The organism is Klebsiella sp. G-Nf4 (genome assembly GCF_002810615.1).
Lineage (GTDB): Bacteria > Pseudomonadota > Gammaproteobacteria > Enterobacterales > Enterobacteriaceae > Klebsiella > Klebsiella variicola.
The window spans coordinates 99766-113643 of sequence record NZ_PION01000005.1 but is presented as its reverse complement, the minus strand read 5'-3'; the positions used below and the strand labels follow the sequence as shown (position 1 = coordinate 113643).

General features: G+C 57.6%; 16 protein-coding genes. 6 read left to right on the top strand and 10 right to left on the bottom strand.

What is annotated here, in order from left to right:
- The first annotated feature begins 78 nt into the window (after positions 1-78).
- Positions 79-1041, top strand: a complete 963-nt coding sequence (locus CWM57_RS12370) for a LysR substrate-binding domain-containing protein (protein WP_165784195.1) — start codon at positions 79-81, stop codon at positions 1039-1041.
- Here CWM57_RS12370 and CWM57_RS12365 read toward each other — a convergent pair.
- The 4 genes from CWM57_RS12365 to puuD all read right to left on the bottom strand — a co-directional run bounded on the left by CWM57_RS12365 (position 1038) and on the right by puuD (position 5463).
- Positions 1038-2318 (bottom strand): NAD(P)/FAD-dependent oxidoreductase, encoded by a 1281-nt coding sequence (locus tag CWM57_RS12365; RefSeq protein WP_100675990.1) that lies wholly within the window; start codon positions 2316-2318, stop codon positions 1038-1040. The genes CWM57_RS12370 and CWM57_RS12365 overlap by 4 nt on opposite strands.
- A 2-nt stretch (positions 2319-2320) precedes the next feature.
- The gene (puuC, locus tag CWM57_RS12360; RefSeq protein WP_100632007.1) at positions 2321-3808 is read right to left on the bottom strand and encodes an aldehyde dehydrogenase PuuC; all 1488 of its coding nucleotides are present in this window, start codon (positions 3806-3808) and stop codon (positions 2321-2323) included.
- 319 nt (positions 3809-4127) lie between these two features.
- Positions 4128-4685, bottom strand: a complete 558-nt coding sequence (gene puuR, locus CWM57_RS12355; protein WP_002898590.1) for an HTH-type transcriptional regulator PuuR — start codon at positions 4683-4685, stop codon at positions 4128-4130.
- Between the two features lie 25 nt (positions 4686-4710).
- Complete coding sequence (gene puuD / locus CWM57_RS12350) at positions 4711-5463, bottom strand: gamma-glutamyl-gamma-aminobutyrate hydrolase (RefSeq protein WP_072199196.1); 753 nt, start codon at positions 5461-5463, stop codon at positions 4711-4713.
- A 225-nt stretch (positions 5464-5688) separates the two neighbouring features.
- Between puuD and CWM57_RS12345 the strand changes: the two genes are divergently transcribed.
- The gene (locus CWM57_RS12345) at positions 5689-7110 is read left to right on the top strand and encodes a glutamine synthetase family protein (protein WP_100675989.1); all 1422 of its coding nucleotides are present in this window, start codon (positions 5689-5691) and stop codon (positions 7108-7110) included.
- A 353-nt stretch (positions 7111-7463) separates the two neighbouring features.
- On the top strand, positions 7464-8855 hold the full coding sequence (locus CWM57_RS12330; RefSeq protein WP_100675988.1) for an APC family permease: 1392 nt from the start codon (positions 7464-7466) through the stop codon (positions 8853-8855).
- A gap of 119 nt (positions 8856-8974) precedes the next feature.
- Here CWM57_RS12330 and CWM57_RS12325 read toward each other — a convergent pair whose 3' ends face one another.
- Positions 8975-9097: a small membrane protein gene (locus CWM57_RS12325; RefSeq protein ID WP_100675987.1), complete on the bottom strand. Its 123-nt coding sequence runs from the start codon at positions 9095-9097 to the stop codon at positions 8975-8977.
- A gap of 256 nt (positions 9098-9353) precedes the next feature.
- On the opposite strand from CWM57_RS12325, the gene CWM57_RS12320 reads away from it, so the two are divergent.
- The gene (locus CWM57_RS12320) at positions 9354-9575 is read left to right on the top strand and encodes a hypothetical protein (RefSeq protein ID WP_074386365.1); all 222 of its coding nucleotides are present in this window, start codon (positions 9354-9356) and stop codon (positions 9573-9575) included.
- Positions 9576-9592: 17 nt separating this feature from the next.
- Here the strand turns inward: CWM57_RS12320 and CWM57_RS12315 are convergent, their stop codons facing one another.
- The gene (locus tag CWM57_RS12315; RefSeq protein WP_074386364.1) at positions 9593-10381 is read right to left on the bottom strand and encodes an SDR family NAD(P)-dependent oxidoreductase; all 789 of its coding nucleotides are present in this window, start codon (positions 10379-10381) and stop codon (positions 9593-9595) included.
- A gap of 115 nt (positions 10382-10496) precedes the next feature.
- Positions 10497-10946 (bottom strand): winged helix-turn-helix transcriptional regulator, encoded by a 450-nt coding sequence (locus CWM57_RS12310; RefSeq protein ID WP_061155118.1) that lies wholly within the window; start codon positions 10944-10946, stop codon positions 10497-10499.
- A 152-nt stretch (positions 10947-11098) separates the two neighbouring features.
- Here CWM57_RS12310 and agp point away from each other — a divergent pair, with 152 nt between their 5' ends.
- Positions 11099-12346 carry a bifunctional glucose-1-phosphatase/inositol phosphatase gene (gene agp / locus CWM57_RS12305; protein WP_074386362.1) on the top strand — a complete coding sequence of 416 codons (1248 nt, stop codon included), beginning with the start codon at positions 11099-11101 and terminating at the stop codon, positions 12344-12346.
- Positions 12347-12413: 67 nt separating this feature from the next.
- Here the strand turns inward: agp and CWM57_RS12300 are convergent, their stop codons facing one another.
- From CWM57_RS12300 to CWM57_RS28425, 3 genes are all read right to left on the bottom strand, one after another.
- Positions 12414-12641, bottom strand: coding sequence for a YccJ family protein (locus CWM57_RS12300; RefSeq protein ID WP_061155116.1), 228 nt, complete (start codon positions 12639-12641; stop codon positions 12414-12416).
- 20 nt (positions 12642-12661) lie between these two features.
- Positions 12662-13258: an NAD(P)H:quinone oxidoreductase gene (wrbA, locus tag CWM57_RS12295; protein WP_008805935.1), complete on the bottom strand. Its 597-nt coding sequence runs from the start codon at positions 13256-13258 to the stop codon at positions 12662-12664.
- Between the two features lie 216 nt (positions 13259-13474).
- A complete protein-coding gene (locus CWM57_RS28425) occupies positions 13475-13576 on the bottom strand; it encodes a hypothetical protein (RefSeq protein ID WP_407028637.1) in 102 nt (33 codons plus the stop codon).
- 117 nt (positions 13577-13693) lie between these two features.
- Between CWM57_RS28425 and CWM57_RS12290 the strand changes: the two genes are divergently transcribed.
- Positions 13694-13867: a general stress protein gene (locus tag CWM57_RS12290; RefSeq protein WP_065801247.1), complete on the top strand. Its 174-nt coding sequence runs from the start codon at positions 13694-13696 to the stop codon at positions 13865-13867.
- Positions 13868-13878 lie beyond the last annotated feature (11 nt).

The following is a 13878-nucleotide window of genomic DNA, read 5'->3' as shown; positions in this document are numbered from 1 at the left end:
GTTCTCACTTTTTAGCGATGATGTTTGACCACCTGCCTATCCTATAATTGACTGGTTCATAATTAATCACGCTAACTGGTGAAACATAAAACACAGATCATGAATAATCTGCCGCTGCTAAATGATTTACGCGTCTTTATGCTGGTCGCTCGCCGGGCCGGGTTTGCCGCCGCCGCCGAGGAGCTTGGCGTATCACCGGCGTTCGTCAGCAAGCGGGTTTCGCTGCTGGAACACACCCTGAATGTGGTGTTGCTGCACCGTACTACCCGCCGGGTCACCATTACCGAGGAGGGGGAGCGGATCTACGAGTGGGCGCAGCGCATTTTGCAGGATGTCGATGAGATGATGGACGAGCTTTCCGACGTGCGTCAGGTGCCGCAGGGAACGCTGCGTATTATCAGCAGCTTCGGCTTTGGCCGCCGGGTGGTGGCCCCGGCGCTGTCGGCGCTGGCCCTTCAGTACCCGCAGCTGGAACTGCGTTTCGATGTCCAGGACCGGCTGGTGGATTTAGTCAATGAAGGGGTGGATCTCGATATTCGCGTCGGCGACGATATCGCGCCGAATCTGATTGCCCGCCAGCTGGCGTCCAACCACCGCGTGCTCTGCGCCTCGCCGCAGTTCCTTGACCGCCATCCACCACTGAAGCAGCTGAGCGATCTGGCCGCTTTACCCTGCCTGGTGATTAAAGAGCGCGATCATCCGTTTGGCGTCTGGCAGTTGCACAGCAAAGAGGGGCAGCACGCGATCAAGGTGACCGGGCCGCTGTCGTCCAACCATGGTGAAATTGTGCATCAGTGGTGTCTGGACGGGCAGGGAATTGCGTTACGTTCATGGTGGGACGTCAGGGAGAATATCGCCAGCGGCCATCTGGTGCATGTGCTGCCGGAATTCTTTCAGCCTGCCAATGTCTGGGCGGTCTACGTCTCCCGGCTGGCGACGTCCGCCAAAATTCGCACCACCGTGGAGTTTCTGCGCCACTACTTTCGACTGCACTATCCGCAGCATGAGCCGACGGCCAGGGCCGTCGGCGGAGGCGATTAAACCCCAAGGCGGTCGCGCAGACTGTAGTAGGCGGCGCCCATGGCGGTAAAGGGAATGCGCAGGCTGCGGCCGCCCGGGAACGGGTAGTGCGGCAGCCTGGCGAAGGCGTCGAAACGCTCGGCGTCGCCGCGCAGCAGCTCTGAAATCAAGCGTCCGGCGAGGTGGGTACAGGTCACGCCATGGCCGCTGTAGCCCTGCATGTAGTAAATATTGTTATCGAGACGCCCGAACTGCGGCATCCGCGACAGGGTCAGCAGGAAGTTACCGGTCCAGCGGTAGTCAATTTTCACCCCCTGCAACCGCGGGAAGGTTTTCAGCAGCTTGGGCATAATCAGGCGCTCAACGTCGTCCGGATCGCGCGCGCCGTAGACCACGCCGCCGCCGTACAGCAGGCGGTTGTCGCCGGTCAGACGGTAGTAGTCCAGCAGGTAGTTACAATCTTCCACACAGTAGTTTTTCGGGATCAGCGAGCGGGCGACCTCTTCCGACAGCGGGGCGGTCGTCACCACCTGGGTGCCGCACGGCATGCTGCGTTTCGCCAGCTCCGGCTCCAGCTTGTCACCGAGATACGCATTACCGGCGACGATGACGTAGCGTGCGGTCACCTGGCCGCGCGCGGTACTGACCACCGCCGGGCTGGTGTGCTGGATGCGGGTGACCGGCGACTGCTCATACACCCGGCCGCCGTTCAGGCGAATGGCGTCCGCTTCGCCGATGGCGAGGTTCAGCGGGTGAATATGGCCGCCGCTGTGGTCGAGCAGGGCGCCGACGTAGCGGTCGCTATCCACTTCGCGACGGATTGCGTGGCTGTCCAGCAGTTCCAGCTGGGTGTTGCCGTAGCGCTCCCAGTTGGCTTTCTGCTCTTCCAGGGTTTCCAGCTGTTTATGGTTCATCGCCACAAACAGGCCGCCCGGGCGGTAATCACACTGGATCTGGTAGCGCTGGATGCGCTCGCGAATAATATCGCCGCCTTCGAACATCATGCTGCCGAGCATTTTGGCCGCATCCGGGCCGTAGTTCTTCTCAATGACGTCGATATCGCGGCTATAGGAGTTGACCAACTGACCGCCGTTGCGGCCGCTGGCGCCGAAGCCGATGCGCGCGCCTTCCAGCACCACCACGTCGTAGCCCATTTCGGCCAGATGCAGGGCCGAGGAGAGGCCGGTGTAGCCGCCGCCGACGACGCAGACGTCGCAGCTTATCGATTCGTCCAGCGTTGGGAACGGTTCATACTTGTTGGCGCTGGCGGCGTAGTAGCTAGTGGTATGTTCAGTCATGATCAAGACTCCAGGGCAATCCAGATGGTTTTCAGTTCGGTGAATTTTTCCAGCGCGTGTAGCGATTTATCGCGCCCGTTGCCGCTCTGCTTGTAGCCGCCGAACGGAACGGTCATATCACCATCGTTATAGTTGTTGACGAAGACCGAGCCAGCCTTCAGGCGACGGCTCATGCGGTGGGCGCGCGACAGATCGCGGGTCCACACCGCGGCGCCGAGACCGTAGTCGCTGTCGTTGGCAAGCTGCAGCGCCTCTTCTTCGCTTTTGAAGCGCGTGACCACCAGTACCGGGCCGAAGATTTCTTCCCGGCTGAGGGTCGATGCCGGGTCGACGTCAACGAAAATGGTCGGGCCGACGGCGGCAGGCCACGGGTTTTTCCGCCCGTCGAGGAACAGCGTGCTTTTGGCTTCGCCGCCGCGGATAAAACTGTGCACGTTGTCGGCATGGGCGTTATCAATCAACATGCCCATGGTGGTGTCCGGATCGAGCGGGTGACCCGGTTGCCAGTGTTGCGCCTGCGCTTTCAGCAATGTCAGAAATTCGTCGGCGATGTTCTCCTCCAGCAGCAGGCGGGTGCCAGCGATACAGACCTGGCCCTGGTTATAGAAGATGCCGCCGGCGGTGGCGTTGACCGCTTTTTGCAGATCCGGGCAGTCGGCGAAGACGATGTTGGCGCTCTTGCCGCCCGCTTCCAGCCATACGCGCTTCATATTGCTGTCGCCGGCGTCTTTCAGTAGCTGCTTGCCGGTACGGGTGGATCCGGTGAAGGTGATGACTTCAACGTCAGGATGAAGGGCCAGCGCCTGCCCGGCCTCGTGGCCAAAACCGCTAACCACGTTCAACACGCCGTCCGGCAGGCCGGCCTCTTTCGCCAGCCCGGCCAGACGCAGGGCGGTGAGCGGCGATTTTTCCGAGGGTTTGAGGATCACGCTGTTGCCTGCCGCCAGCGCCGGGCCGAGTTTCCAGCAGGCCAGCAGCAGCGGGAAGTTCCACGGCACCACCGCGGCAATCACGCCAATCGGTTCGCGGACGATCATCGCCAGCTCATTGCTGCCGGTGGGCGCGACTTCGCCATAGACTTTATCCAGCGCCTCGGCGTACCAGCGGATGGCGCGGGCGGCGCCGGGAATATCGTCGCGCAGGCTGTGGCGGATCGGTTTGCCGGTATCCAGCGTTTCCAGCAGCGCCAGCTCTTCACGATGGGCTTCCATCAGGTCGGCAAATTTCGTGAGAACCGCTTTACGCCAGGCCGGAGAGGCCTGCGACCAGTCGCCGTTATCAAAAACCTGACGCGCGGCTTTCACCGCCAGGTCGACGTCGGCTTTTTTACCGCGGGCGACCTGCGCTAATGTCTGCTGCGCGGCAGGGTCAATGGTCTCAAAGGTGGTATTATCGGCCGCGGCGCAATATTCGCCGTTAATAAATAAGCGCGTTTCAATGGCCAGGTTTTTCGCTTTTTCCTGCCAGTAAGCCAGGTGCTGAAAATTCATCATGACTCCTTAAAAACATTATCGGCAAATTAATCAGTTCGGCGTTTTCAGGCTGCACGGGGGCGCTGCGCCAGGCGCAGGGCATAGTGTATCCCCGGAGTTGAATACCGTTTATTTCCCTGGATTTCGACAGGTTGTTTGCAACCCGAATTATTCAGGGGGTAGCCGCCATTCACTGGCGTTAATTATTTCAGGGCCAACAGGAAATAATATTCCGTACGGCACAGGCGTTATTACTGCGAGTTCTTCGCCGCGACGAAAATAGCTTTTCCGTCGCGACAGGCCTGAAGAAAGCCTGAACCTCGTTCAGGCTAAATAATCAGAATGTGGTGGGGGTGTGGGCACTGATGATGCGGCAGATGCCTGCCGAGGTGTTGCTGAAGCTGTGCGGGATGCCGGTATTAATGGCATAGCTCTGTCCAGCCACCAGGTGGTACGACTGACCGTTAATGGTCAGCACGATCTCACCTTCCAGTATGGTGCCTATCTCCTCACCCTGATGCTTAATTCTCTCCCCGGTCGTGGTTCCAGGCTGGTAAGTTTCAAAAATCATCGCCAGCGTACGGTTCGGATTTCCGTTATGAACCAGTTTCATGGAAACACCCTGACTCCCCATCTCAATCAGGTCATCCTGATTAATGACCACCTGGGGTTCGTCCGGCTTTTCGGGTTCAGAAAAGAATTCCGAGAGCGACAGCCCATAGACTTTCAGCAGCTTTTGCAGCGTACTGATGGCAGGACTGACTTTGTCCTGCTCTATGGTGCTGATGGCACTATGTGTTAACCCAGACAGTTCGGCGGCACGACGCTGTGAGAGACCCAGCTGTTGGCGGATCTCTGACAGACGTTTCCCTGGCGCCAGTCCGTCATCGCTCATATTTGCATTTCCTTAACGGTAGTGGTCAGCGCCGCCGCTTTTCAGCATGATGGCCCTGACAGGCGGTGATAAAACCATCAAACAACATACGCGACAGGGCGTATTCGCTACTGTTCCATTCAGGATGCCACTGTACGCCCAACGCGAAAGGATGATCGTTCACGCTGACCGCCTCCACCAGTCCATCCGGCGCTCGTGCCTCCACGCGCAGCTGCGGACTCAGAGTTTTCGCCCCTTGCCCATGTAGCGAGTTTACCCAAAACGTGTTGCAGCCCGGTATCAATTGCGACAGCAATCCTCCTTCCTGAACCTCAACCTGATGGGACGGCGCATACTGCTGCTCGACGGGCAGTTCAGGATCTTCACGATGTTCAAGGAGCTCAGGCTGCTCGAACAGACGACGATACAGAGTCCCGCCGGTGGCGACAACCAGTTCCTGCAGTCCACGACAGATGGCGAAAATGGGGATGCGCCTTTCGAGTGCGGCGTTAATCAGCGCCATGCTCAGAAGATCACGCCCGGGGTCGGCGTCAGGCTCATCGCCGTTTTCACCATAAAGGTGCGGCTGCACATTACTGGGACTGCCTGGCAGGTAAATCCCGTCCAGTTTATCGACTAACGCGTTCAGCAGCTCCGGCTCCGCCAGCGCATGCGGCAGGGCGATCGGCAGTCCGCCGGCGTTAACAATGGCATTCAGGTACTTTTCTTGCAGAGTCTGGGTCTGGTGACCCTTAAGCCTGTTTCTACACATCACGACGCCAATAACTGGCTTGTACATTATATTTTCCATGATCGCCCTCACAAAGTGGACTAAATTATGACCGCTATAGCGGGTTTAACGGCCATATCGTTCAATATTTTCTCAATCTAGCAGTGGAAATAGCCCTTTGCAAACTTAATTTAACATTTGACAAACAATTTGTTTGCATACAAAGTCGATGGGGTGGACATTATATTTAACGGTCTGAGCACAGGACCGAAACCCAACCAACGGCGGTGAATCATGGAAACCAATATCGTAGAAGTTGAGAATTTTGTTCAGCATACGGAAGAGAGACGGGTCAGCGCATTCGCGAAAGAAGTGAAGCGCTACCTCGAAACCTACCCCGATACCCAGTATGTCGATGTCCTCCTCACCGACCTGAACGGTTGCTTCCGCGGCAAACGGATCCCGGTTGCCGGCCTGAGTAAACTGGAGAAAGGCTGTTATTTCCCGGCCTCGGTGTTTGCGATGGATATTCTTGGCAATGTGGTGGAAGAGGCCGGTCTGGGTCAGGATATGGGCGAGCCGGATCGTAGCTGCATCCCGGTACCTGGCACCTTAACGCCTTCGGCGGCTGACCCACAATCGATAGCCCAGGTACAGCTGACCATGGTTGATGAAGATGGCGCTCCCTTTGACGTTGAGCCGCGGAACGTACTCAACCGCCTCTGGCAGCAGTTGCGCCAGCGCGGGCTGTTCCCCGTGGTAGCGGTAGAGCTGGAGTTCTATTTACTGGACCGCAAACGCGATGCCGAAGGCTACCTCCAGCCGCCGTGCGCGCCGGGCACCGACGATCGCAACACCCAAAGCCAGGTCTACTCCGTCGATAACCTTAACCACTTTGCCGACGTGCTTTATGACATCGACGAGCTGGCCAAACTGCAGCTGATCCCCGCCGACGGCGCGGTGGCGGAAGCCTCGCCGGGCCAGTTTGAAATCAACCTTCACCATACCGATAACGTGCTGGATGCCTGCGATGATGCGCTGGCGTTAAAACGTCTCGTGCGTTTAATGGCGGAGAAGCATAAGATGCACGCCACTTTTATGGCGAAGCCTTATGAAGACCATGCGGGCAGCGGGATGCACATCCACATCAGCATGCTGAACAATAAAGGGGAAAACGTGCTGGTGGACGGCGACGGGGAAGACTCCGCGCTGCTCAAACGCGCGCTGGCCGGGATGATCGATCTGATGCCGGCCTCGATGGCGCTGCTGGCGCCGAACGTGAACTCGTATCGCCGCTTTCAGCCGGGGATGTACGTCCCGACGCAGGCTTCGTGGGGGCATAACAACCGTACCGTGGCCTTGCGTATTCCGTGCGGCGAGCGGCAGAACCACCGCGTCGAGTATCGCGTGGCGGGGGCGGACGCCAACCCATATCTGGTGATGGCGGCGATTTTTGCCGGCATTCTGCACGGGCTGGATAACCCCCAGCTGCCTTTGCAGGAAGAGGTGGAAGGTAACGGTCTGGAACAAGAGGGCCTGCCGTTCCCGATCCGCCAGAGCGATGCGCTGTGGGAGTTTATGCAGAACGATCATCTGCGCGAGCGCCTCGGTGAGCGTTTCTGCCACGTTTTTCATGCCTGTAAGCATGATGAATTACTGCAGTTTGAGCGTCTTATCACAGAAACCGAAATTGAGTGGATGTTGAAAAACGCCTGATGGTCGCCCCGCGAGGGGCCCATGAGTTTGGTAATCAGTAGCATCATACGGCCTGAGCGGAGCCTGGTCGTCCTTTTTGCTGGGAGCCCAGCCATTTCCCGGATGTCGCGTTAAGGAGCGCAGGCGGCAACGGGGCTTCAGTTAACGACACAGTGTGTGACGAGGAAATGAGATGATGCAGATGTTCAAATATCCGCAGGGAGAGGGAGGCCGCTCTGGCCGCATTGGATGCCAACCAGCTACCGCTCACCGGTCCGTCTTACCCTTTTATTTACGCCTTACCCCTTTGCTAAGCAGGTTTGTCACGCGGACGTTGTACCCGCAGACTGTTATCAGCAAAGGGGGAATGAGCGATGGCTATTAATCTTCCTGCGCAAGATGCCGCTCAGGCGGGCAGACCTGGTCTGCGGAAATCACTCAAACTCTGGCAAGTGGTGATGATGGGGCTGGCCTATCTCACGCCGATGACGGTGTTTGATACCTTCGGCATTGTCTCCGGCATCAGCAATGGCCACGTACCGGCGTCTTATTTGCTGGCGCTGGCGGGCGTGCTGTTTACCGCTATCAGCTACGGCAAACTGGTGCGCCAGTTTCCGGAAGCTGGCTCCGCTTACACCTACGCGCAAAAATCCATCAGTCCGCACGTCGGCTTTATGGTTGGCTGGTCGTCGCTGCTGGATTATCTGTTCCTGCCCATGATCAACGTCCTGCTGGCGAAGATCTATCTCTCGGCGCTGTTCCCGGAAGTACCGCCGTGGGTGTGGGTGGTGACCTTTGTTGCCATCCTCATCGCCGCGAACCTGAAAAGCGTTAACCTGGTGGCTAACTTCAATACCTTGTTCGTGTTGGTGCAGATCTCGATCATGGTGGTATTTGTCATTCTGGTGGTGCAGGGGCTGCACAAAGGCGAGGGGGTGGGTACCGTCTGGTCGCTGCAGCCATTTATCAGCCAGAATGCCCATCTGATCCCGATTATTACCGGCGCGACCATTGTCTGCTTCTCGTTTCTCGGCTTCGATGCGGTGACCACGCTGTCGGAAGAGACCCCTGATGCCGCGCGGGTGATCCCGAAGGCGATTTTTCTCACCGCAATGTATGGCGGCATTATCTTTATCGCCGCGTCGTTCTTTATGCAGCTGTTCTTCCCGGATATTCATCGCTTTAAAGACCCTGATGCCGCGCTGCCGGAGATTGCGCTGTATGTGGGCGGCAAGTTATTCCAGTCGATTTTCCTGTGCACGACCTTTGTTAACACCCTGGCGTCGGGCCTGGCGTCGCATGCCAGCGTCTCCCGTCTGCTTTACGTGATGGGCCGCGACAACGTCTTCCCGGAGCGTATTTTTGGCTATGTGCATCCGAAATGGCGTACCCCGGCGCTGAACGTGATTATGGTGGGCATCGTTGCGTTGTCGGCGCTGTTCTTCGACCTGGTGACCGCCACGGCGTTGATCAACTTCGGCGCACTGGTGGCGTTTACCTTCGTTAACCTGTCGGTGTTCAACCACTTCTGGCGGCGCAAGGGGTATAACAAAACCTGGAAGGATCGTCTGCACTATCTGCTGCTGCCAATGGTCGGGGCGTTGACCGTGGGCGTGCTGTGGATCAACCTCGAGGCCACCTCGCTAACGCTTGGTCTGGTGTGGGCGGCGCTTGGCCTGCTGTACCTGACTTATCTGACCCGGCGTTTCCGTAAACCCCCGCCGCAGTTCGATGCCACCAAAGCGGAGCAGGCCTGGGAATCATAAACGTTTGATGCTGCTGTTGAACGAAGGCAGGCCCACTGGCCTGCCTTCGTTTTTGGTTCGGTAAGGGACAGTACAGGATGGTAAAGAAATCAGCAGAAAACGGCGGGGAACGGAAGGTGTTATTTCTTCTTTTTATGGACAGGTAACTGACTGGCGCGCCGCTCTTTGAGGTACGACACCAGGCTGTAAATGGTGACGCCCAGCAGCGCCACCGCGACGATAAAGAGAATAAGACCCGACATAGACCAACCTAATATTCTGTTTAGAAAGGGAAAAAGATACAGGGCTCTGTTTGAAGATAACATCGGGATATGTCTGAAAGATGACGCCTCATACCGGGAATCTTCGGCGATGGGGTTGTGATAAAATATTTCCCGCAGGAATGTGACAGCCAGGGTTTCATCTGAAATGGCGTAACACTCCGTTAAGTGATTTTACAGAAGTGCGGTCTACAGCAGGTTACGCTGACCGCGAATAAGAATGATCTGAGAGTAAGTCATGTATAAGAAAACCCTCAGCCTGCTGGGTGTGGTGCTGGCGCTGTCTGCCTTCGCCAGCCAGGCTGAAAGTGAACCTCAGGCGAGCCGCGAACGGATCGTGGAGCAGATCCTCAAGCCATGTGAAGGTAAAAAAGCGGGCGATAAGGTGGTGATTACCGATCGCCGCGGCGGCGAGCACGAGGCCATTTGTACCCTGACGGCGGTTCCGCTACCGGAGTAACGCCCGCCGCAAGGGGGTTAGCGATACCGCGGCGCCGGTTGCCCGGTTCGCGCGCTGGTAAACAGCGCCAGTCTGGTCTGCTCGAAAGCCTCCCACAGTCCCAGGTCATGAACCGGCGGTAAGGTGACCTGTTCCCCCATCTCCAGCCCCCTGAGGGCGGCGTCCACCAGATCTTCTGTGGTCATCACCGTGCCGGTGGGCAGGGCGTCCAGCGCCACGCCGGAGGTCGGCCAGAGATCGGTGGCGGTCGCCGCCGGCAATACCGCCTGAATACGCACGCCGCTGTCGGCAAACTCATCCTGCAGACCGCGGGTGAAGCTCAACACCCAGGCCTTACTGGCGCTGTAGACCGCGCTGCCCGGCAGCGTATGTAGCGCGAGGATGGAGGCAATATTAATGAGCGTTCCCCGGCGTCGTGGGGTGAAAGCGGCCAGCGCGGCATAGCTCAGGCGCAGCAGCGCCGTGGTGTTGAGCGTATGAATCGCCTGGTGCTCGCGCGGCGTACTGGCGAGAAAACCCGCCATTTTCGCGGTGCCGGCGTTGTTAATGAACAGGTCGATGGCGGGATCCTGCTGCAGACGCTGCTCTACGGCGGCAATCCCGTGCTCTTCGCTAAGATCGGCTTTGAGGATGCTGGCCTGGATGGCGTAGCGTGCCTGCAGCTGGTCGGCGAGCGCCAGCAGCCGGTCTTCACGACGGGCGGCGAGGATCAGGTTGTAGCCGCGGGCGGCGAGTCGTTCGGCATAGATCGCGCCGATACCTGAGGACGCGCCAGTGATAAAAGCAGTGTGCGATGACTGGGTCATGAGAATTGCCTCGTAAAAGGTTGCATTATTAAACCAAGTTCAGCATGAGATATCTGGTTTAATAATGCAACTATTTTACCTGGCTTTTTTTATTTCTGCCTGCCGCAGGGAGCGATTAGTCGTTCAGCGGGAGGGCGATGGTGATATCCGCTGGGGAGAGCTCACGGCCATCGGCCGCCTGCAGCACCAGTTTACGCAGGGGCTGACGCTGCTGGCGGTCAATGAGCCGGGTCGCCGGTTCGTTCGGGTCAAAAAGATAATCGTCTGCCCACTGGGAGAGGGCGACCAGCACCGTCTGCAGGGCACGGCCCTTGTCGGTCAGGACATACTCCTGCCAGGCGCTGCCGTCGGAGGCCGGCTGCAGGCGCAGGATGCCTTCATCCACCAGCATTTTCAGCCGCCCGGCGAGCATGTTTTTGGCAATACCGAGGTTTTTCTGGAATTCGCTAAACCGGCGCACCCCGCGCAGGGCATCACGGACGATCAGCAGCGACCACCAGTCACCGATTACATCGAGGGAACGGGCGATAGGGCAACAGCTGTTTTCCAGACGGGTACGTTTCACGAAGGCCTCCAGGTTAATTGTTTCATTATAAAACTCTTTGCCCGGCAGGGGAAATTTTCGACTACGGTCTAAGTTTGCGAGCGATTACCAGGAAAAATGTCATCAATCCGTCACAATTAACGCGATGATAATAAATGACTAAGGATGAAGGGATGAAAAAACGTCTACTTGCCGCCGCCGTCGCCGGCGCGGTGATGTTATCCGCTAGCGCTCAGGCGCAGGACACGGCCGCCCCGGAGGGGTATCAGCTGCAACAGGTGCTGATCATGAGCCGTCACAATCTGCGTGCGCCGCTGGCCAATAACGGCAGCGTACTGGAGCAGTCGACAGCGAAAGCCTGGCCGCAGTGGGATGTGCCGGGCGGTCAGCTGACCACCAAAGGCGGCGTGCTGGAGGTGTATATGGGCCACTATATGCGCGAATGGCTGGCGCAGCAGAAGCTGGTGACCAGCGGTGAGTGCCCGCCGGAAAACGCGGTTTACGCCTATGCCAACAGCCTGCAGCGCACCGTCGCCACCGCGCAGTTCTTTATCACCGGCGCGTTCCCGGGCTGCGGTATCACGGTGCACCATCAGCCGCAGATGGGCACTATGGACCCGACCTTCAACCCGGTTATTACCGACGACTCCCCCGCGTTTCGCGAGAAAGCGCTGCAGGCGATGGAAAAAGAGCGTCAGGGGATGCAACTGACCGAGAGCTATAAGCTGCTGGAGACGATGATCGATTACCGCAACTCGCCCTCCTGCAAAGAGAAGCAGGTTTGCTCGCTGAGCGAGGGTAAGGATACCTTTAGCGCCGGTTATCAGCAGGAGCCGGGGGTTTCCGGCCCGCTGAAGGTGGGCAACTCGCTGGTGGACGCCTTCACCCTGCAATACTATGAAGGTTTCCCGAAAGACCAGGTGGCGTGGGGGGAAATCACCAGCGATAAGCAATGGCAGGTGCTGTCGAAGCTGAAAAACGGCTACCAGGATAGTCTGTTTACCTCGACGGCAGTGGCGCAAAACGTCGCCAAACCACTGGTTAAATATATCGATAACGCGCTGGTGGGCGAGGAGGCCAGCAAGGCGAAAGTCACGCTGCTGGTGGGGCACGACTCGAATATCGCCTCGCTGCTGACGGCCCTGGACTTTAAGCCTTATCAACTACCTGGCCAGTACGAGCGCACGCCCATTGGCGGCAAACTGCTGTTTCAGCGCTGGCATGACAGCGCCGGCAATCGCGATTTGATGAAGATTGAGTATGTCTATCAAAGTACTGAACAGCTGCGTAACGCCGACGCGTTAACCCTGCAGGCCCCGCCGCAGCGGGTCACCCTGGCGCTTAACGGCTGCCCGGTTGACGATCAGGGATTCTGCCCGCTGGAGACCTTTAAAAAGGTGATCAACGAGGCGGCGAAGTAATGTAAAAAACCCGGAGCAATCCGGGTTTTTTAGCAGGTTAGGGTGAGCCCTGACGGGAATAAACGTCCTAGACGTTTTTACGCTCAATCGTCTGTTCACCCCAGAACAGCGCATCTTTATCGGTTTTGGCAAAGGCCAGCGCCAGCACTTCGTCGCTGCCTTCCTCCCAGATTTGCTCCGCCCGTTTTTCATCGTAATGGGCGACTTCAAAAATCGCCTCGGCGATCTCCGGCGAGGTGTTACGTAAACTTGCCCATTCGCCGACGTGATGTGCTTTTGCTTCTTGAGTTGGCATGTTGCTCCTCCTGCAGAAGATTAGCCGTGTACTTTAACGGCCAGTTTAGCGACATGTTCGCCCTGATAGCGGGCGATGGCTAACTCTTCCTCGCTCGGCTGACGCGAACCGTCTCCGCCGGCGATGGTGGTCGCGCCATAAGGGGTTCCGCCGCGGACCTGGGAGATATCAAACAGCTCCTGGGCGCCATAGCCGATCGGGACGATGATCATGCCGTGGTGGGCCAGCGTCGTCCAGGTCGAGGTGATCGTTTGCTCCTGGCCGCCGCCGGTGCCGGTTGAGCTGAATACGCTGGCGATTTTGCCATACAGGGCGCCGGACGCCCACAGGCCGCCGGTTTGATCGAGGAAGGTGCGCATCTGACCGGACATGTTGCCGAAACGAGTTGGGGTACCAAAGATGATGGCGTCATACTCTGCCAGCTCCTGCGGCGTGGCGACGGGCGCGTTTTGAGTTTTCCCGCCTGCTTTGGCAAATGCTTCAGCCTGCATGGTTTCCGGCACGCGCTTCACAACCACCTCAACGCCATCCACCCGGTTCGCCCCATCGGCGACGGCGTGAGCCATGGTTTCAATGTGTCCATACATGGAATAATAAAGCACCAGAATTTTAGCCATTTCCATCACTCCTCGGTTGCGTTATAAGCCAGCCAAATGACTGGTTACCTTTAAAGATAAAGCCTCCGCCGGAGAGTGCAAATCCAACGGGCATTTATTTGATTTATAACAAAATGACAAAGCGTTATTTACTTTTCCTTGCACAGCGCGGCCTGAACAGGAGAGAAGAGGGGGCGTTGCGCCTGCCATTTTGGCCGGTGCGGCAAGGGTGTAGCATCAGGATACATTTTTGCCGACTATTTTTTCTCCGCCAGCAGAGTCGGTTAGGGCCCGTTCACGCCGCGAGGGGACTTTTTTCGCCCGGGTTTGTTTCTGGATATTTCATTTGTCGCCGTCAGCAGCTGTCATTCACTAACCTTATAGATACGCGGTAAGACAGCGGCATCGCCGCTCCCGCGTAATGCACTATGATGTCTAACCTAATGGAGGTCAGTAATGGCAAACCATCGTGGCGGTTCTGGCAACTTTGCTGAAGACCGTGAAAGAGCATCAGAAGCAGGACGTAAAGGTGGCCAGCATAGCGGGGGGAATTTTAAAAATGACCCTCAGCGCGCCTCAGAGGCTGGCAAAAAAGGGGGTAAAAACAGTCATGGTAGTCGTGACAGTTAACGCGCGACTCG